Below are 18,383 nucleotides of genomic sequence, written 5' to 3' on the forward strand. Positions count from 1 at the left end.
AGTCTGACCGCCCTTCTTGTCGAGCTTGAAGCCAGACTGACTGTACGTGAAACTACGGAACTCCCGTGGCGGTTTCCACTTGAGTTGGCCGACGCCGTAGCAGTTCTCCTTGAGTTTGGAGAGTCCGTTGAGGTTGTCGAATAGGCGTTCCACGACGGTTTGGAGTGCTCTGTTGAATAGCGGTGCTTGGGTAGGCGTACAGCAATTGGGTCGGTGTATGAGCGGTTGTGGCTCATGCTCTCAAAATCAGTATCTCTTACGGCTCAGAGATCGCTATTCAACAGAGCAGTTTGGAGAACTTTCGAGTACACGTCGGAGAGGTCGTCCCACCACTGCTTGAGATCAGGGAGTTCCGACCGCAGGGTGGTCATCGACGGCAGTTCGCCGTGTTCGTCTTGGTATTCGTTGAGGCGGTAGCGCGTGTGGTTGTACAATTGCCGACAAATATCGCGGTGGCGGTCCAACTCCGCGCGGTGGGCGTCGGACGGCTCGAGACGGTACTTGTAGGCGTAGTACATCCGCTACTCGCGTTCCTCGATGAGGTCGTCCAACTGCTCGCGGACGAACGACGAGAGATTGAGGTGTTGATCCTCAATCCATTCATTTTGGTCCTCCCGAATAGTGATTGTCTTGCGTTTCACCGTAATGCATAGCATGCACGCTACACGTATAGTGGCTTCGGTAGACGTTGGCCTGTGAGCCTGCAACAGAACAGTGTACGGGCAGATGATGACGGCGCTGTATCCCCGCCCTACTGCGCTACTCACTCGCTTCGCTCGTTGCGTTGCTCCTTGAGGAAGGGGGCTTAGCGCCTGTATTCAGCTAACGACCCGACTGCCTCATACGGCGGTATGCCGCCCTCCTACTGTTCGATAAGTCCGTAGGTGGCTCTCAGGTACTGGAGGAGCCAGTCGACCGTCTCCGGGTCATAGGTCCAGAAGCCGTAGAACGCCCGCGGCTCCCGTTCCTCGGCGACCAATGCGCACTTGTTGACATCGTCACCGCCACCGTCGTAGACGACGAACCAGGAGTCGCGTATCTCCTCGGCTCGTTCGACGTGGATGGTGAGATTGCTCCCGTGATCCGGCACCGACTCCGTGTCGGGGGTGGCGTACGCGTGGACCGAGAGATCATCCTTCGAGGAGAGCCGCTCGTAGACATCCATCTGTGGCTCAAGGATGGACAGCTTCTGAAAGCCGGCGTAGAGTTCGCCAGCCCCAAGCCGCCAGGCCCGGTCTTCGATTTCCCGAGAGGCCGCGATCATCTGCTCCGTATCGTAGGAGGTGAACATCGTCTCGTCGAGATGATCGAGGATGGGCCGGTAGCTCTCGGAGTCGAAGCCCGGGTCCGGCTGGTCGCGTCCGCCGAGAACATCCTTGACGGCGGCGGCAGTGACGAACTCTTCGTCCTGTGATAGGACGACGTAGGATTCGGGCGTGCCGCTCTCGGTCGACTCGCCACGGACGGTGAGATTGCGGTCACCGAACTGGGCCCGCAGCGTCTCGACGGTATCGGCGTCGCTATTGAAGACGGTGAGCGTCTTCTCGTGGTCCTCGACGCCGGTGATTAGCTCGCTGAGCGACATCCCGCTTACTTGGGGCCACGGTACTCACCCATATATACTTATGGGTGGGCCGAAACGCGCCGGCAGCGGCCGGGTTATCGTCGCTCACGGGGCTATTGAACACGGTTAATACACCTTTATCATTATTAACCTTTGCTAAAGACTCACAAACTCTTTTGGTCGGGAGCCACCGAGTACCGGTAAGGCGTTCAGACGCCGGTGTTACTATGACAGCAAACGAACTCGTCTGGCGAATCGCGGGCGGTTCCGGCGACGGAATCGACTCCACGAGCCAGAACTTCACGAAGGCGCTGATGCGTGCCGGTCTCCACGTGTTCACCCATCGACATTACCCGTCGCGCATCCGCGGCGGCCACACGTACGTCGAGGTGCGCGCTCGCGACGAACCGGTGAAATCGCGGGGCGACGGCTATAATTTCCTACTCTCGCTGGGTGACTCCTTCGCGCGCAACCCTCAGGAAGACGCCTACTACGGCACGGAGGAGGTGAAGCCGCTCACCGAGAACCTCGATGAACTCAACGAGGGCGGCATCATCGTCTACGACTCCGGGCTGCTCGACGAGGCGGACCTTCCAGAGGACTTCGACGAGCGGGCCGAGCGTAACGACTGGCACGTGTACCCGATGGATCTCAGAGCCATCGCCAAAGAGCACGGCCGCGAGGTGATGCGCAACACGGCGGGCGTCGGCGCGACGGCCGCCCTGCTGGGCATCGACCTCTCGTATTTCAAGGAACTGATGGCCGAGAGCATGCCACAGGACGTCTACGAGGCGAACGTGGAGGTGCTTGAGGACGCCTACGAGCAGTTGGCCGGCGAAGAGCAAGCTCACAATCTTTCCGTACCGACGGGGACACACGACGAAGAGCAGGTGCTGCTGTCGGCTTCGAACGCCATCGCGTACGGCGCACTCGACGAGGGGTGCCGGTTCATCGCCGGTTATCCGATGACGCCGTGGACGGAGGTGTTCACGCTGATGAGCCAGTATCTCCCCGAATTCGGCGGCGTCGCAGAACAGGTCGAAGACGAAATCGCCGCGGCCGCGCTGGCGCTGGGGGCCTCACACGCGGGCGTCAAGTCGATGTCCGGTTCCTCGGGCGGCGGCTTCGCGCTCATGTCCGAGCCGCTTGGCCTCGCAGAGATCACGGAGACCCCCGTCGTCCTCGTGGAGGCGATGCGGGCCGGGCCGTCGACAGGGATGCCGACGAAACCAGAGCAGGCCGACCTTGAGCACGTTCTGTACACGAGCCAGGGAGACTCCTGTCGGGTCGTGTTCGCGCCCGGCAACGTCGCCGAAGCGTACGACCAGACACGGAAGGCGTTCGAACTCGCCTACGACTACCACCTGCCGGCGATTGTCCTGTACGACCAGAAGCTCTCCGGAGAGCTCCGCAACGTCGACGCATCGTTCTTCGACCGGGAGCCGAACCCGGACCCGGGGACGACACTGACCGAGTCGGACCTCGCGGAGGCAGCCCATCACGCCTCGGGGAAGTTCAAACGCTACCAGCACGACACCGAGCGCGGGGCTTCACCCCGCTCGATTCCCGGCCAACGGGGTGGGCGATTCCTCGCCAGCGGCAACGAACACACCCCGGAGGGACATATCTCGGAAGATCCCGACAACCGGGTGGCGCAGATGAATCGCCGTATCCAGAAGCTGTCGTCCATCGCGGAGGATCTCACGGAGACCTCTCATCAGTCGTATCACGGCGACGAGGACGCCCGCTACGGAATCATGACATTCGGGAGCCAGCAGGGCACCGTCGAGGAGGCTGTCGACCGGCTGCGGGCCGAGGGCCACGACGTGAAGTCGCTGGGCGTCTCTGACCTGATGCCGCTGGCCACCGACGAGATTGCGGCGTTTCTCGAGTCCGTCGACGAGTGTCTCGTTGTCGAGATGAACGCAACCGGGCAGTTCGAGGGGCTCGTGAAGAAGGAGCTGGGTCGGTTCGGCGAGAAGATGGCGAGCCTCCGCAAGTACAACGGCAACCCCTTCGAGCCGGGCGAGATCATCGAGGGGTTCGAAGCGAGCATCAACGGCACGGAGTTCGAGCGGACGTCCGCTCGCCTCCAGCCGGCCACGGGTGATTGATATGAGCGCATTCAACGCAATCGGCACGGACCGCGAGGTAGAACAGGACGAATTCACGCCCGAGATCGAGCCACAGGCGACGTGGTGTCCGGGCTGTGGTGACTTCGGTGTACTGAAGGCGCTGAAAGGCGCCGCCGCCGAACTGGGGCTGGATCCCGAGGAGATACTGCTCGTGACGGGCATCGGCTGCTCGGGGAAGCTCTCCTCGTACTTCGAGAGCTACGGCTTCCACTCCATCCACGGCCGGTCGCTGCCGGTCGCCCGCGCTGCCAAACTCGCGAACCCCGAACTGACCGTCATCGCGGCGGGCGGGGACGGCGACGGCTACGGCATCGGCGGTAACCACTTCATGCACACCGCCCGGGAGAACCACGACATGACCTACATCGTGTTCAACAACGAGATCTTCGGGCTCACGAAGGGCCAGACGTCGCCCACGAGCCCGAAGGGGCACAAGTCGAAGACGCAGCCCCAGGGCTCCGCGAAGGACCCCCTGCGGCCGCTGTCGATGTCGCTGTCGGCCGGCGCGAGCTACGTCGCCCGGACGGCGGCGGTCAACCCGAACCAGGCGAAGGAGATTCTCATCGAGGCCATCCAGCACGACGGCTTCTCGCACGTGGACTTTCTCACCCAGTGTCCCACGTGGAACAAGGACGCAAAGCAGTACGTCCCGTACATCGACATCCAGCAGAGCGACGAGTACGACTTCGACGTCACCGAGCGGGGCGAGGCTGCCGAGGCGATGTACGAGACCGAGTCGGCGCTGTGGGATGGCAAGGTGCTGACGGGCCGCTACTACCGTGAGGAGGATCGCCGCTCGTATCACGAGGAGAAAATCGAGACGGACGCGATGCCAGCAGAGCCAATCGCCGAGCAGTACTTCGACGACGACCACGAGTGGCAGCGGTCGTACGACCTGCTCGACGCCCACCGCTGAGGCGTCGGCGCGGGTTTTCCGATACGGAAGATATTTTTCCGGTGGCGCGAAAAAGAGTGGTATGAGCGCGGACACCACGGAAGACCGAATCCTCTCGGTGCTGGAGGACGATGCACAGGCCTCCTACGCCGAGATTGCGGACCGGGCAGACGTCTCCAAGCCCACCGTCCGCAAGTACGTCGACAAACTGGAGTCAGAGGGGGTCATCGTCGGCTACTCCGCGGACGTCGACCCGAAGAAACTGGCGGCTCGCTCCATCGCACTGGTCGGCATCGAGGTGGCAAGCGAGAAGTACGTCGAGGCCTCGCGCGCACTGACCGACCTCGAGGCCGTCGAGTCGCTGTACGCCTCTTCGGGCGACCACACGCTGATGGCGGAGGTGCGCGGGACGGACGGCGACGAGGTCGGCGAAGTCATCGCCGAGCAGATCCTCACCGTCGAGGGCGTCGAAGAGGCCCACCCGTCGTTCCTGCAGGAGCGGCTGAAGTAGCCGCCGACACTCCGGCTCCACCGCGAGCGTTTTCCCGCGGCCGCTCCTCTCCTCGCGCATGCCTACCTACCACCGGGAGACGTGGGTCGACGCACCCCTCGAAGAGGTCTGGGAGTTCCACTCGCGGGTGACCGGCCTCACCGCGCTGACGCCGGGGTTCATGAATCTCGAGGTGGAGCGCGTACTCGGGCCGGACGGCAACCCAGACCCGGATGTGCTCGAGACGGGGTCCCGTATTGAGATGTCACTGGCGCCGTTCGGCGTGGCGCCGCGCCAGTCGTGGACATCCGTCATCACGGAGCGCGAGTACGACGCCGAAGCGGGGCGAGCGATGTTCCGCGACACGATGGAGGACGGCCCATTTCCTCACTGGGAGCACACCCACCGCTTCTACGCGGCCGACGGAGAGACGCTCGTCTCCGACCGTGTCGAGTACCGGCTACCGGGTGGGTCGCTCGGCGCGGCTATCGCACCGCTGTCGGGCCCGGTCGGCTTCGAGCCGATGTTCCGCTACCGGCACCGCGAGACGAAGCGCCGATTAGAAGGTTGATATCCTCCCCCGCTCGAAGGCCGAAGAGTTCCGGTCGCGTTGGGACACACTCAAGCCGGCGCCACCGCAGGTGCGACCGTGTCGCTGGTCGCCCGTCTTGAGGCACGCACGCCGCCGATGGCCGCGCTCGCGCTGGCGGTCGTCGCCGTCTCCACGAGCGCTATCCTCATCCGACTCTCTTCGGCGCCCAAGGGCCCGATGGCGTTCTGGCGGGTGGCGTTCACGTGGCTCCTGCTCGTCCCGCTGGCACGGGGGTCACTGTCGGAATTTCGGGCGCTCCGGGGGCGCGACCTGCTGTCGGCCCTCTTGGCTGGCGTCGCACTGGCGGCCCACTTTGCCGCGTGGTTCGAATCCGTCGACCGGACCACCGTGGCCGCGAGCGTCACACTCGTGACGACCCAGCCGGCGTTCGTCGCGGTCGGGGCTGCACTCCTGCTTGACGAGCCACTCTCCCGGCGGACGGCCCTGGGTATCGGCGTCGCGCTCGCGGGCTCCGGCCTGATGAGTCTCGATGGCCTGCTCGGGCCGGCCGTCGCGCCCGCGCCGCTCATGGGGAATGCGCTCGCGCTGGCGGGCGCCGTGTTCGCGGCCGCGTACGTACTTGCGGGCCGGTCGGTACGCCAGCGGGTGGCGCTCGTCCCATACGTGTTGGTCGTCTACGTTGTCTGTGCGGCCGGTCTGCTGGGCTACTCGCTCGCGCAGGAGGCTCCGCTCGTCGCCTACCCCGCCCGCGAGTGGCTGCTGTTCCTCGGGATGGCCATCGGTCCTGGCGTGTTCGGCCATACGGTCATCAACTGGGCGCTGGCACACGTCGAGAGTTCCGTCGTGAGCGTCTCGCTGGTCGGCGAACCTGTCGGGAGCACGCTGCTCGCGCTGGTGATACTCGGAGAGGTGCCCGGCGCGGTCACGCTGGCAGGTGGGGCTGTCGTGCTTGCAGGCATCTACGTCACCGCGCGGGCGCGCAGTTAGTCAGGACCGTACCCGTCCGGGAACACGTCAGCCGGCAGGTGGGCGCGCACGCCAGTGACAGCATCGGCAGGCGTCGTCAGCTCGAGCGGGGGGAGCGTGTGGACGGGCGCGTCAACCATCTCGGCAAGCACGTCAGGGTTCGTCCGCTCGGCGAGGGTCGCCCCCTCGTAGCGGTTGAGAACGACCCCTGACACAGTGAGACCGCGCTCGCGGGCCGCCTGGACGGTGAGCGCGGAGTGGTTGAGTGTTCCGAGCCCGGAGTCGGCGACGACGACCACCGGAAGCTCGAGGTCGGCGACCAGGTCCAGCACCTCGCGGCCGTCCGCGAGCGGTACCCGGAGTCCACCGATACCCTCGACCACACCGGGGTCGGCGCCGGCAACGGCCGTCTCGACACCCTCGCGAAGCGCCGCATACGACAGCTCGACATCGGCGACGTCGGCAGCTACCTCGGGTGCGAGCGCGGGTTCCAACCGGCGAAGACAGGTCGCGGCCGCGTCGGTACCGCAGGCATCGGCGACGTAGCCGGCGTCGTCGTCCGGCGGGTAGCCGGTCTGGGCGGGCTTGACGGCAAGCGCCTCCCGACCCGCCGCGCGCAGCCAGCCGACGAGGCCAGCCGTCACCACCGTCTTGCCGACACCGGTCCCCGTACCCACGACGGCAAAGCCGCTCACGGCGACCCCCCGGCCGCTTCGAAGGCGGCCAGACACGCGTCGATCTCGGCGGGCGTGTGCGCGGCGGTAGGCGCGACGCGAAGCCGGCTGGTCCCTTCCGGCACCGTCGGCGGGCGGATAGCCGGGGCGATAACGCCCGCCTCGCGGAGCGACTCCGCGAGGCCCGTCGCGTCCGCGCGGTCCCCGACCATCACCGGAAGAATCTGCGTCTCGCCGCGTACCTCGTAGCCGAGGGCTGTCAGCCCCTCGCGCAGGCGGGCGACATTCTCCCACAGCCGGTCGCGAACCGCCCCGTCGCGGGCTATGCGAAGCGCCTCGCGGGCAGCGCCGGCCGCCGGGGGCGCGAGCCCGGTCGAGAAGACGAACGACCGGGCCTCATTAATGAGGTGGTCGACGAGCTGTTCGGAGCCAGCGACGTAGCCGCCCTGGCTGGCGAGTGCCTTCGAGAGTGTCCCCAGCCGGATGTCGACCCGGTCGCCGAGCCCCTCGCGTTCGACAATGCCACCGCCGTCTTCGTAGAGGCCGGTCGCGTGTGCCTCATCGACCATTAGCCACGCCCCATGGCGTTCGGCGACGTTACACAGTGCCGCAAGCGGGGCCACGTCACCGTCCATGCTGAACACCGAGTCCGTCACCACGAGCCAAGATTCGCCGTGACTGTCTTGATCGGCCCGTTCGCGCATCGCCGCCGCCAGGCTCGCCGGGTCACAGTGGTCGTAGACGACCGTGTCCGCCCCTGTCAGCCGGCAGCCGTCGACGATACTCGCGTGGTTGAGCGCGTCGGAGAAGACGACATCCGGGTCCAGCGCGGTGAGTGTGCCGACGTTGGCGGCGTATCCAGAGGAGAACGCGAGCGCCCGCTCTGTGCCCTTCGTGTCCGCAAGCGCGCGCTCCAGCCGGCGGTGACAGTCGGTGTCGCCGGTGACAAGCCGGCTGGCGCCCGCACCGGCGCCCGTCTCGTGGGCGGCTTCGGCGGCGGCTTGCTGGACCCGCTCGTCGGTCGCGAGTCCGAGATAGTTGTTAGAGGCGAAGACGAGCCGCTCAGCGCCAGCAACCCGCGTGCGCGGGGCGACGGAGGCAGCCGGCTCCAGCGAGCGCTGAAGACCGCTGGCTGCCCGCTCACGGCGACGCGCACCGAGGTCGAAGCCGTGGGGCTGAGCGTGGTCGGAATCGTGGACCTCGCGGCCGGCCATCTCAGAAGCCAGGCATCAGTTCTGCCGGCCCGAAGACGCCGTAGTCACCGGCGCGGTTCTGCCGGACGGCTGCCTTGAGATAGCCCAGCGCCGGCCCGTTCACGTTCGCGGCCATACTCGTCTCGTCGCCCAGTTCGAACGTGTTGGTCGCACGCTCACCGTCGAACGTGCGGCCCGTGACCGTCACCGTCGTCGTGACGGGCTTCTCGTCGTTGCGCACGTCGAGCACGCCGCCGACGGTGACATCTTCCGCGTCGCAGATGCCTGCCCGCTCGAGCAGCACGTCGTCGGCGTGCTCCATATCCTCGAACTCGATGACGCCGTCGTGCTCGTCGATGACGGCCTCGATCTCCGCCTCGCTCATCTCGCGAGCCGTCTCCATGTCGTAGCCGTCTAGGTGGGCGATATCCTCACGAACCGTCCCGCGGTTGTCCTCGTACCCCGACTTGAGGCCGACCCCCCAGCGGATGTCGACCGACTCCACCTCGACGAATGACTGGGCGGCCAGCGCCGCCGCTCCAGTGAGGAAGCCGGGCGTCGCCCCCGCGCCACAGACGAAGGTGATGCCCGCGTCGACGAGTTGCTCTTCACGGTCGTCCAACATTCCGATGACCCGGGATCGCTTCAGCACGTCCACGAGTACACCCTCGTAGCCGGCATCGGCGAACCGCTCTGCCACCCGCGGGATGAAGTCGTGTTCGAGGTTGGGGAGCGCGAGCAGGACGGCATCGAGCCGGTCGCTCGCATCGACAATCTCGCCGATCGGGTCGGCGACTCGCTGGCCCTGCGTCGAGGCGACGATGCCGGCATCGGCGCCGTGCTGTTTCACACCGTCGCCCCGCTCGACGGCTGCGCCGCCGTCCGTCCGGGCGTCCGTGTCGCCGGTACCGTCGCCAGCGATGTTCCCCTCGGTCGCGTCCAGCAACTCCTCGACATCAAGGCCGTCCGGGTCAAGCGCGACGCCGTGTCGGTCGCAGGCAGCCACCGGCGTCAACTCGTCTTTCTGCGTGCTGACCTCAAGCGTCCGTCGGCCGATACCACCGGTTCCCAGTACCGCAAACTCTATCGTATCCATATCAGTCGTCAGTCGCATTGCTCGTCGCCGTCCCTGCAGCCGTCTCTACGTCCGCCGCGGGGTCGTCGACAGCCCCCGACTTCACCGCCTCGGGGTCGAATTCGTTCGTCTCTCTGTTCGGCTCCAATCCCGCCCGCTCGATGACCTCGATATCGTCGCCGGGTGACTGCCCGTCCGTCGTGAGATAGTCGCCTGTCAGGATGCCGTCCGCACCAGCCTCGAACGGAAGGTGCTGCTCGTCGGCATCGAGGTTTGCCTCCCGACCGCCGGTCAGCCGGACCCGTGCCTCCGGATGGAGGAGCCGGTACACCGCGACGGTCCTGATGATCTCCGCTGTCGTGATGTCGGCCCCGTCGTCGTCACCCAGCGGCGTCCCCGCGACGGGGTTGAGGATGTTCACAGGCAGCGACTCGATACCGACGTCCCGGAGCGCCAGCGCGGCGTCTATACGGTCGGTGGGTGACTCTCCCATCCCGAGGATGACGCCTGCACACAGATCCATCCCGGCGGCTTTCGCCCGTTCGAGCGTCTCGACACGGTCCGCGAAGGAGTGCGTCGAGACAATCTCGGGGAAGTACCGCGGCGAGGTCTCGATATTGTGATTGTAGTGGTTGACTCCCTCCGCAGCGATGATTTCGGCTTCCTCCTCGGTGAGGATGCCGAGACTCGCGTCGACCTCTACGTCTGTCTCGTCGCGGACGAGCCGAATCGCCCGAAGCACGTCCGCCCACTCCTCGGGCCGTTTCTCTTTGCTGACGCCCTTTTCGGCGACGACGACGCCGAACCGCTGGGCGCCGTCCCGCTCGGCCCGCTTCGCAGCCGCGAGGATCTCCTCCGGATCGAGCAGGCCGTACGTCTCGATGCCGGTGTCGAAGTGGACCGACTGAGCACAGAAGCCGCAGTCTTCGGCGCAGTTGCCCGCCTTCGCGTTGACGATACTACACGCGTCGACAGTGTCGTCGCCGAACTGGGCGCGCACGGCGTCCGCCGCCGGCGCGAGATCCTCGACCGGCTGGGCTATGAGTGCCAGCCCGTCCGTCCGGTCGAGCGACTCGCCGTCCAGCACCCGACGCACCGCCTCGTCGACCGTCCGATTTCCCGTCTCGTAAACCACGACGACTACCGCGGTTTACGAGCCCGTAATAGTTCCGGTGGTCACTCATCCGTCGGCCGCTCCGTGGGCCGCCTGGACCGCCCGCTCGAGCGACTGTCGGTCAGGTGCGTACGCGAGGTGACTCCGGCAGTCACAGTCGGAGGCGCCGAAGCCGGCGACCGGCCCTTCGGGGAGTGCGCGGGCGACAGCACACTCCGCGTCGACCGCCGTCCGGATGTCCGCATCGAGGCGGGCATCGGGGTGGCCGAGCAGGTAGTCGACGTGCCAGTGGCGGGTCTCGCGAGCACCGGCCGCGAGTTCGTGGTGGCGCTCGACGCGGGCGAAGCCCCCCGACCCGAGCGCGCTTCCCGTGTAGGCGTACCAGCCGGCCGGGAACGCGTGGCTCCCGAGTGCGCCGGCCTCGATGGCGGCGTCACCCTCTAATTCGACGAGCAGTGTGTAGGTGCCGCCGGTCACGCCGGCGGAACGGGGGCCACGGAAAAAAGCGTTCAGCTAGTGGATATCCAGCGCTTCGATCTGCTCCTGGTAGCGGTTGCGGATGGTGACCTCGGTGACCTGTGCGACGTCGGCGACCTCTCGTTGTGTTTTCTTCTCGTTACAGAGCAGCGAGGCGGCGTAGATGGCCGCCGCGGCGTATCCTGTCGGCGACTTGCCCGACAGCATCCCCTGTTCGGCGGTCACCTCGATTATCTCGCGGGTCTTCTGCTCGACCTCTTCGCTCAGTTCGAGTTCCGAGCAGAACCGCGGGACATACTGGACCGGGTCGACCGGCTCCAGCCCAAGCGACAGTTCCTGCGCGATGTAGCGATAGGTGCGGCCGATCTCCTTCTGCTCGACTCGGGCCACTTCGCCCACCTCGTCGAGGCTGCGCGGAATCCCTTCCTGTCGACAGGCCGCATACAGCGCGCTCGTGGCAACCCCTTCGATGGAGCGGCCACGGATGAGATCCTCGTCGAGCGCGCGCCGGTAGATGACCGACGCCACCTCCCGTACCGACCGGGGGACTCCCAGCGCCGAGGACATCCGATCGATTTCGGAGAGTGCAAACTGGAGGTTCCGCTCGCCGGCATCTTTCGTCCGGATGCGCTCCTGCCATTTCCGCAGTCGGTGCATCTGTGAGCGCTTCTCCGAGGAGATCGAGCGGCCGTACGCGTCCTTGTCTTTCCAGTCGATCTGGGTCGTCAACCCCTTGTCGTGCATCGTCTGGGTGGTCGGGGCACCCACCCGAGATTTGGACTGGCGTTCGGAGTGGTTGAACGCGCGCCACTCCGGTCCCCGGTCGATATTTTCGTCCTCAAGAATGAGCCCGCAGTCGTCACACATCAACTCCCCGTCGCCGGTCTTCACCAGCGAATCGGACTCACACTCCGGGCAGCCGGCGGTTTCGGTTTCGTCTTCCGTCTCGCTCGCACGCTCCCGCGTTCGTGTGGGCCCTGCCATTACGCTTATGTTCTGGTGATACTCTCATTATAAACCCTTTGTTAACGGAAGTCATGACGCCTCGACGGCGGGGGGTTCTTGGCCACCGCGCGGGAGATATCGCACATGCGATTACAGGAGTACTGGGGCGTCGGCCCGAAAACAGCCGACCTGCTCGCCACCGAGTTGGGCGTCGAGGCGGCCGTAGAGGCCATCGAGAGTGCCGACTCGCGAGCACTCGTCGACGCTGGGCTCTCGCCAGGACGGGCCACCCGCATCCTCCGGCGGGCCAGCGGTGGTGCGGGCCTGGACACGCTGGCGACGCGTGACGCGCGCGATGTCTACAAACAACTGCTCGCGCGCGCCGAGGAGCACGCGGTGACCCGTCGGGCAGCAGACCGAGTGCGCGTGCTGACACCGCTGACCGACCGCGCGGCGATGGAGGAGCGCCTCGAGCGAGTACAGGAGGCGGTCGACACCTGGGACAGTCTTGACGAGGGGACACGAGCAGCCGTCCTGGAGGCGTTCGAGCATCACGACGGGGACGGCGAGCGCGCAGCCGCGGAAACAGCTGTCGCACTCTCTGAAACCGGCGTCGAGACGGGCGTGTTCGCACCCGTGGCGGCACTAGACACGGACGCACTCGCGGAGGCGGCCGTCGCTCTGCGCGCGCTCGACGGCGACCGGCTGGGAGCCGGGGCTGACGATGAACTCGACCGACTCCGAAACGCACTCGGCCGCGTCGAGGATATGGCTGCTGATCCAGAGAGCGTGATAGAGGCGGTCCAGACGGCCGCTCGCGACGCTGCGGAGTTTCAGTCAGCGTTCGTCCGCCACGTCGCCGACGAGGCGGGTCTGTCGACCGACGAAGTGCGCACAGCCGTGCCCACTGACGCACGTGATGCCGAGACGTTCGTGACGGAGGGATTGCGCGCGCTGGCAACAGAACTCCGGACGCAGGTGGACGAGCGCGAGACGACGGTCGCAGAACGGCTCCACGCCACCGTCGAGGAGGCCCGGGAGCCACTCGATGCGGCCGCCGAGGCGGTCGAGGAACTCGCCTTTCTCGTCTCGCTGGCGCGGTTCGCCCGTGCGTACGACCTCACAACGCCGACGCTAACCGACGGTGATGCGCTGGCGGTGACGGGGGCGCGCAACGTCGAACTCGTTGCGGCCGGCGAGACAGTCCAGCCGATCGACTACGCTGTCGGCGACCACGGGCTCGACGTGCCCACAGGCGACCGGGTGGCCGTGCTCACGGGGGCGAACTCGGGCGGGAAGACGACCGTCCTCGAGACGTTATGTCAGGTGCAACTGCTGGCACTGATGGGGCTCCCGGTTCCCGCCGAGCAGGCGACAGTGGGACTGGTCGACAGCGTCGTCTTCCACCGCCGGCACGCCTCGTTTAATGCAGGCGTGTTGGAGTCGACGCTTCGGTCGGTCGTTCCGCCCGTGACCGAGGAGGGACGGACACTGATGCTTGTCGACGAGTTCGAGGCCATCACGGAGCCCGGCCGAGCCGCCGACCTGCTCCACGGGCTGGTGACACTGACCGTCGACCGGGCGGCGCTGGGCGTCTTCGTCACCCATCTCGCAGAGGACCTCGAGCCGTTGCCAGACGCGGCCCGTGTGGACGGCATCTTCGCGGAGGGGTTGACAGCCGAGTTAGAGCTGGAGGTGGACTACCAGCCGCGGTTCGGCCAGCTCGGCAAGTCGACACCGGAGTTCATCGTCTCACGGCTTGTCGCAGAAGCGGAGGGGCGCGCCGAGCGAGCTGGCTACGAACACCTCGCAGCGGCCGTCGGCGAAGAGGCCGTCCAGCGCACGCTTGCAGACGCCCGCTGGACCGGCTAAAGGTCAGTCGGCATCGGCCGTTGTCGTGGTCTCGCTCGGTTGCACGCGCGTCTCGACGACTGTCTCGACCGGGGTCGGCAGCTGATCGCGAACCGTCGGCCGACGCGCGCCGTAGTGGAACAGCGCTGCGCTCGCGGCGATAACGACTGCCAGCGTCGGACCCGGCGCGAGCACGGCCAGCAGCGGGAGGGCGACGAACAGCACGCCGGCAACTATCGTGGCGGCGGCCGCGGTCGCTGGGTGCGTACAGTTGTGTCGGGTGGGGTCGGGCCTGCGTCGGGGTCGTGACATGGTGAGTGTCGATCTGGGTGGGAGTCGGTGGGCGGGCGATGCGAATGGCGAGCCGGCGTGGCGTCGGGCCCGGTCATCTTACCGCACCTCACAGCGGTCGACCGTGACGACGCCGAAGCCGTCCGCGAGCGTCATGGCTGGGTTCTCGGCCGCGAGTTCGACGCGGGCCGTCGCGTCAACGTAGAGGTCGAACGCGTCGGGCCGAACCGTACCGATGTCATGCACGGTGACCTGCCGGACGGCGTCGATACTGGCGAGGACCGCTCGGACACCGTCCTGCAGCGAGCCAGCCTCGCCGCGTGGGACACGCAGCTGGACGGCGGTCTCGACCTCGGTGGTAGGTCGCTGGACTGACATGATGCCCCCGGCGCGATTCGAACGCGCGTCCATGTGGACACCGACTGCTCGGGGGTAGGTGGGGTGGTGATAGGACCCGCCTGCGCGGCCGTGTGGCTGTGACGGTGGCGTCGAAGAAGGGCGTCCCCGACCCGCCGCCGACGGGACGTCGCCGCCTATGCGGCGCAGGTCGGGGTCGACACACGGGCGCCCACGACCCGCCACTTCCCGGCGACGAGCATAGCGGCGACGCTCAGGAACGCGCCGTCGTCGATGAAGGTAGAAGTGGTGAGCATGGTGAGCCTCCGTGCGCCGTGTTCACCCCAACTGTTCAGCGGAGTTATATTAATTTTTGCCGAGGCGTGCTACCGTATCTCAATCAGGCCGGCGCGCGAGCGTCTCACCAGCGCGGACGTCGTCGCCCTCTGCAACGGTCAGGTGGTCCCGCTCGACGTCGGGCGGCATGAGCACGTCCGCACGCGACCCGTAGCTGATGTGGCCCACCCGCTCGCCGGGCGTAACGTCGTCGCCGGCCGAGACGTACGGGTGGATACGGCGTGCGAACCAGCCGGCAATGAGCACAAGTGTCCAGTCGTCGCTTTCGAGGCGGACCCGCTCGTTGCGGTCAGAATCCTTCGAGAACGCTGGCCGGTAGGCGCCGGGCACCCGCTCGACACGGCGAATCCGCCCAGCCAGCGGCGCGCGGTTGACGTGGACAGACAGCGGCGACATGAAGACGCCCACGCGGATCCGACCCTCCTCTGTGCGAACGACGGAGACGGTACCGTCCGCTGGCGAGACGACGCCATCGCCGGTCGGCCGAGGCGGGTCACGGTGGAACCACAGCGTCGCAGCCCCGAGCGCGAGCAGGGCGAGCCCCGCCGGCAGGGCGACCACCGTCGCTGGGACAGCCGCGAGAAACAGCGGCGTCGCCAGCCGCCAGGTCCCCGGCGCGAGGTCCATACGGCGGCCAGTAGCGGCAGCGGGTTACCCGCTTCGGTCGCGGTGGGACACGTTCATACGTGCGCTCGATAAGACTCGGATATGACTCGAAGCACACTCGGGGAGTCGTCGGCGGCGCGGGGCGGCGAGCGGACGCTCGTCGTCGGCGGCGACCGGCCACTGCGCATCTCTGCAGGCCACCGGCTCAGACATCACGATGGGAAATGCGCCCGGCCGCACGGCCACAACTACGAGATACGGGTGGAGGTGACGGGCACGCTCGGCGAGGATGGCTGGGTCGTCGACAAGGGCGTCGTGACGAGCATCGTCGACGAGTGGGACCATATGTTCCTTCTCGAGGCGGGCGATCCACTCGTGGAGGCATTCCGCGAGGCAGGTGACGGCGACGCGCTCGTTGTGCTGGACGCGCCGCCGACGGCCGAGGTGATGGCCGTGCTGCTCGAGGAGCGGCTGGCCGAGCGGCTCCCCGAGACCATCTCAGACGTCTCGGTGGCGGTGGCCGAGACGGGCGAACTGGAGGCGCGCTGATGCCCGTCTCCGAGACAGCGCCCGAGCGTGAGACTGCTCCGGAGGGGCCAGCACTTCCTGTCAACGAACTGTTCGCCTCTCTCCAGGGCGAGGGGCGACTCGCGGGCGTTCCGTCGACGTTCGTGCGCACGAGCGGCTGTAACCTGCGCTGCTGGTACTGCGACTCGTATCACACCTCGTGGGAGCCGACCGGCGCGTGGATGAGCGTCGACCGCATAGCCGATGCCGTCGCCGAGCGCGACCCCGACCATCTCGTCCTGACTGGCGGTGAGCCACTGGTCCACGATGCCGCAGTCGACCTGCTGGCGGCCGTCGACGCCCACGCGACCGTCGAGACGAACGGGACCCGGTTCGTCGACGCCGACATCGACCTTGCGAGCATCAGTCCGAAGCTGGCCAACAGCACGCCGACGCCCGAGCGCGACCCGGCGGGCGATGGCGAGTGGGCCGATCACCACGACGAGCGACGGATCGATCTCGAGGCGCTCGCTCAGTTGGTGGACGCCTATCCGTTCCAGCTCAAGTTCGTTGTTGCCGAGCGGGACGACCTGCCCGAAATCGAGTCGCTGGTGGCCGATCTCCGGGGCGTGACGCGCACTGAGGTGCGCGATACAGACATCCTGCTGATGCCCGAAGGAGCCACCCGCGGGCGACTGGCCGAGACCCGCCCCGTCGCGGCAGCGCTCGCCGAGGAGTACGGCTACCGGTACACGCCCCGTCTGCACGTCACACTGTGGAACGACGCCCCGGAACGATGAGCCGGGCTGTCGTTCTTGTTTCCGGCGGGATGGACAGCGCCACCGCAGTCTACGAGGCGATGAAGCGAGGCCACGAGCCGCTGTGTCTGCACACCTCCTACGGGCAGGCGACCGAAGCCAAGGAGTACGAGTGTGCGCGCCGGCTCGCCGAAACGGTCGACGCGGGGCTGTGCCGCGTCGAAACAGACCACCTCGCCAAGCTGGGTGACTCGTCGCTTACCGACGACGACATGGCCGTCCCGGACGCCGACCTTGCGGACGAGGAGGTACCCGACACGTACGTGCCGTTCCGCAACGCCAACCTGCTCGCGATGGCCGTCTCGTTCGCGGAGGCCAACGATGCCTCGGCTATCTTCATCGGCGCCCACTCGGAGGATTTCTCTGGCTACCCAGACTGTCGGCCGGCGTTCTTCGAGGCGTTCCAGCGAGTCGTCGATGTCGGTACGAAGCCCGAGACGGAGATTACCCTCCAGGCGCCGTTCGTGGAGTGGTCGAAGACAGACATCGCCGAGCGGGGCCTCGAACTCGGCGTCCCGTATGAACACACGTGGTCGTGTTACCGGTCGGAGGCACCGGCGTGTGGCACGTGCGATGCCTGTGCGTACCGGCTCCAGGCCTTCCAGCGGGCCGGAGCGACCGACCCGATCGAGTACGCCGAGCGGCCCGACTACACGTAGCTACTCCTCGGCGCCCGTCTCCTCGCTCACCCGCGTGCGGGTCTCGACGGCGTCGACACCCTCCGTCTCGAGAGTCGCAAGCAGGTCCGCCACCGCCGGCTCCGGCACGCGGGCGTGAAGTGTGCCGAATCGCGTGCTCCCCTCGACAGTGCCGTGGGCCGCAAGCGCCGCGCGGACGGGCTCTTCGGCCGAATCGTCGCCGAGCCGGACCGCGAGACGGGCAGTTGCGCCCGGGGTCGGGTCCTCGCACATCGTTCTGATGGCAGGCGAGCGGTACACGTCTGAGCAGGGGAACCGAGGCGGCAAAACGGTGGCGCGGTTCCACAACGGCTTAGTGGTCGTTGGCGGAAGTTGAAGCGTGCAAACCCTGGTGGCCGTCTGCGGTCTCCCCGGCACGGGGAAGACGACCGTCGCAGCAGAGATCGCCACCCGGCTCGACGCCGCCCACCTCCGCACGGACGTCCTCCGCAAGGAGCTGTTCGCCGACCCGACGTACGACGACGCCGAGACGGCGACGGTGTATGAGCGGCTGTTCGACCGGGCACAGAGTCGGCTTGCCGAGGAAAGTGTCGTGTTAGATGCGACGTTCCCGACGGCAGAGGCGCGCGCGGATGCTCGAGCGGCGGCTGCCGACGCCGGTGCTCGCTTCCGGTTGGTCCACGTCGAGTGTGCCGACGGCGTCGTCCGCGAGCGCATCCGGGCTCGCAGCGATGACGCGAGCGACGCCGATGTCGCCGTCTACGAGCAGTTCCGCACCACGTACGAACCGGTTGCAGACCCGGATCTTGTCGTTGACAACTCCGGCGACTTGGCCGAGACACGCGCGCAACTCGACTACATCTTCGAAGGATAGGCACTTGGTCAGGGGCATCCAATG

Annotated in this window: 21 protein-coding genes and 2 pseudogenes; 10 read left to right on the plus strand and 13 right to left on the minus strand. The window is 66.8% G+C overall.

The annotated features are described in order from the left end of the window. The 3 genes and pseudogenes from ABEJ63_RS07260 to ABEJ63_RS07270 all read right to left on the minus strand — a co-directional run. Nucleotides 1–165, minus strand: a pseudogene (locus tag ABEJ63_RS07260) (RNA-guided endonuclease TnpB family protein); the annotation flags it as partial. Between the two features lie 131 nt (nucleotides 166–296). After that, nucleotides 297–518: pseudogene (locus ABEJ63_RS07265) on the minus strand (helix-turn-helix domain-containing protein); the annotation flags it as partial. 344 nt (nucleotides 519–862) lie between these two features. Continuing rightward, nucleotides 863–1,585: a DICT sensory domain-containing protein gene (locus ABEJ63_RS07270; protein ID WP_375795695.1), complete on the minus strand. Its 723-nt coding sequence runs from the start codon at nucleotides 1,583–1,585 to the stop codon at nucleotides 863–865. A 206-nt stretch (nucleotides 1,586–1,791) separates the two neighbouring features. Here ABEJ63_RS07270 and ABEJ63_RS07275 point away from each other — a divergent pair, with 206 nt between their 5' ends. The 5 genes from ABEJ63_RS07275 (at nucleotide 1,792) to ABEJ63_RS07295 (ending at nucleotide 6,624) form a co-directional block, all read left to right on the plus strand. Continuing rightward, complete coding sequence (locus ABEJ63_RS07275) at nucleotides 1,792–3,678, plus strand: 2-oxoacid:acceptor oxidoreductase subunit alpha (protein ID WP_375795696.1); 1,887 nt, start codon at nucleotides 1,792–1,794, stop codon at nucleotides 3,676–3,678. A gap of 1 nt (nucleotide 3,679) precedes the next feature. Next, on the plus strand, nucleotides 3,680–4,615 hold the full coding sequence (locus tag ABEJ63_RS07280) for a thiamine pyrophosphate-dependent enzyme (protein WP_375795697.1): 936 nt from the start codon (nucleotides 3,680–3,682) through the stop codon (nucleotides 4,613–4,615). 61 nt (nucleotides 4,616–4,676) lie between these two features. After that, a complete protein-coding gene (gene lrpA1, locus ABEJ63_RS07285; RefSeq protein WP_375795698.1) occupies nucleotides 4,677–5,105 on the plus strand; it encodes an HTH-type transcriptional regulator LrpA1 in 429 nt (142 codons plus the stop codon). Nucleotides 5,106–5,163: 58 nt separating this feature from the next. Next, nucleotides 5,164–5,655, plus strand: a complete 492-nt coding sequence (locus ABEJ63_RS07290) for an SRPBCC family protein (protein ID WP_375795699.1) — start codon at nucleotides 5,164–5,166, stop codon at nucleotides 5,653–5,655. A gap of 117 nt (nucleotides 5,656–5,772) precedes the next feature. Beyond that, entirely contained in the window at nucleotides 5,773–6,624 is an 852-nt protein-coding gene (locus ABEJ63_RS07295) for a DMT family transporter (protein WP_375795793.1), read from the plus strand. Here the strand turns inward: ABEJ63_RS07295 and bioD are convergent. From bioD to ABEJ63_RS07325, 6 genes are read right to left on the minus strand one after another with little or no spacing between them, the layout of a single operon-like run. Next, a complete protein-coding gene (gene bioD / locus ABEJ63_RS07300; RefSeq protein ID WP_375795700.1) occupies nucleotides 6,621–7,298 on the minus strand; it encodes a dethiobiotin synthase in 678 nt (225 codons plus the stop codon). The genes ABEJ63_RS07295 and bioD overlap by 4 nt on opposite strands. Next, the gene (locus ABEJ63_RS07305) at nucleotides 7,295–8,491 is read right to left on the minus strand and encodes an aminotransferase class I/II-fold pyridoxal phosphate-dependent enzyme (protein WP_375795701.1); all 1,197 of its coding nucleotides are present in this window, start codon (nucleotides 8,489–8,491) and stop codon (nucleotides 7,295–7,297) included. The genes bioD and ABEJ63_RS07305 overlap by 4 nt, the downstream gene beginning before the upstream one ends. A gap of 1 nt (nucleotide 8,492) precedes the next feature. Then, entirely contained in the window at nucleotides 8,493–9,566 is a 1,074-nt protein-coding gene (locus tag ABEJ63_RS07310; RefSeq protein ID WP_375795794.1) for a transcriptional regulator, read from the minus strand. Nucleotide 9,567: 1 nt separating this feature from the next. After that, nucleotides 9,568–10,680, minus strand: a complete 1,113-nt coding sequence (gene bioB / locus ABEJ63_RS07315) for a biotin synthase BioB (RefSeq protein ID WP_375795702.1) — start codon at nucleotides 10,678–10,680, stop codon at nucleotides 9,568–9,570. A gap of 45 nt (nucleotides 10,681–10,725) precedes the next feature. Continuing rightward, the gene (locus ABEJ63_RS07320; protein WP_375795703.1) at nucleotides 10,726–11,136 is read right to left on the minus strand and encodes a DUF123 domain-containing protein; all 411 of its coding nucleotides are present in this window, start codon (nucleotides 11,134–11,136) and stop codon (nucleotides 10,726–10,728) included. A gap of 36 nt (nucleotides 11,137–11,172) precedes the next feature. Continuing rightward, nucleotides 11,173–12,120 carry a transcription initiation factor IIB family protein gene (locus ABEJ63_RS07325; RefSeq protein WP_375795704.1) on the minus strand — a complete coding sequence of 316 codons (948 nt, stop codon included), beginning with the start codon at nucleotides 12,118–12,120 and terminating at the stop codon, nucleotides 11,173–11,175. A 105-nt stretch (nucleotides 12,121–12,225) separates the two neighbouring features. On the opposite strand from ABEJ63_RS07325, the gene ABEJ63_RS07330 reads away from it, so the two are divergent. Beyond that, nucleotides 12,226–13,953, plus strand: a complete 1,728-nt coding sequence (locus ABEJ63_RS07330) for a MutS-related protein (RefSeq protein WP_375795705.1) — start codon at nucleotides 12,226–12,228, stop codon at nucleotides 13,951–13,953. A gap of 3 nt (nucleotides 13,954–13,956) precedes the next feature. On the opposite strand, the gene ABEJ63_RS07335 is transcribed toward ABEJ63_RS07330, so the two are convergent. The 3 genes from ABEJ63_RS07335 to ABEJ63_RS07345 all read right to left on the minus strand — a co-directional run bounded on the left by ABEJ63_RS07335 (nucleotide 13,957) and on the right by ABEJ63_RS07345 (nucleotide 15,543). After that, nucleotides 13,957–14,244, minus strand: a complete 288-nt coding sequence (locus ABEJ63_RS07335) for a hypothetical protein (RefSeq protein ID WP_375795706.1) — start codon at nucleotides 14,242–14,244, stop codon at nucleotides 13,957–13,959. A gap of 78 nt (nucleotides 14,245–14,322) precedes the next feature. Then, nucleotides 14,323–14,634, minus strand: a complete 312-nt coding sequence (locus ABEJ63_RS07340; protein ID WP_375795707.1) for a hypothetical protein — start codon at nucleotides 14,632–14,634, stop codon at nucleotides 14,323–14,325. Nucleotides 14,635–14,955: 321 nt separating this feature from the next. Further along, nucleotides 14,956–15,543 (minus strand): protein sorting system archaetidylserine decarboxylase, encoded by a 588-nt coding sequence (locus ABEJ63_RS07345; RefSeq protein WP_375795708.1) that lies wholly within the window; start codon nucleotides 15,541–15,543, stop codon nucleotides 14,956–14,958. Nucleotides 15,544–15,624: 81 nt separating this feature from the next. Between ABEJ63_RS07345 and ABEJ63_RS07350 the strand changes: the two genes are divergently transcribed. Genes ABEJ63_RS07350 through queC form a run of 3 tightly spaced genes read left to right on the plus strand, consistent with a single transcriptional unit; the run spans nucleotide 15,625 to nucleotide 17,506 of the window. Further along, the gene (locus ABEJ63_RS07350; protein ID WP_375795709.1) at nucleotides 15,625–16,071 is read left to right on the plus strand and encodes a 6-pyruvoyl tetrahydropterin synthase family protein; all 447 of its coding nucleotides are present in this window, start codon (nucleotides 15,625–15,627) and stop codon (nucleotides 16,069–16,071) included. Then, nucleotides 16,071–16,829 carry a 7-carboxy-7-deazaguanine synthase QueE gene (locus tag ABEJ63_RS07355; RefSeq protein ID WP_375795710.1) on the plus strand — a complete coding sequence of 253 codons (759 nt, stop codon included), beginning with the start codon at nucleotides 16,071–16,073 and terminating at the stop codon, nucleotides 16,827–16,829. Before ABEJ63_RS07350 ends, ABEJ63_RS07355 begins: the two co-directional genes overlap by 1 nt. Beyond that, complete coding sequence (gene queC, locus ABEJ63_RS07360; RefSeq protein WP_375795711.1) at nucleotides 16,826–17,506, plus strand: 7-cyano-7-deazaguanine synthase QueC; 681 nt, start codon at nucleotides 16,826–16,828, stop codon at nucleotides 17,504–17,506. Before ABEJ63_RS07355 ends, queC begins: the two co-directional genes overlap by 4 nt. Here the strand turns inward: queC and ABEJ63_RS07365 are convergent, their stop codons facing one another. Continuing rightward, nucleotides 17,507–17,785, minus strand: coding sequence for a hypothetical protein (locus tag ABEJ63_RS07365; RefSeq protein WP_375795712.1), 279 nt, complete (start codon nucleotides 17,783–17,785; stop codon nucleotides 17,507–17,509). Between the two features lie 79 nt (nucleotides 17,786–17,864). Between ABEJ63_RS07365 and ABEJ63_RS07370 the strand changes: the two genes are divergently transcribed. Then, a complete protein-coding gene (locus tag ABEJ63_RS07370) occupies nucleotides 17,865–18,359 on the plus strand; it encodes an AAA family ATPase (protein WP_375795713.1) in 495 nt (164 codons plus the stop codon). The last annotated feature ends 24 nt before the right edge of the window (nucleotides 18,360–18,383 follow it).

It is taken from the genome of Halosegnis sp. (assembly GCF_042216475.1).
In the GTDB taxonomy this organism is placed as follows: Archaea; Halobacteriota; Halobacteria; order Halobacteriales; family Haloarculaceae; genus Halosegnis.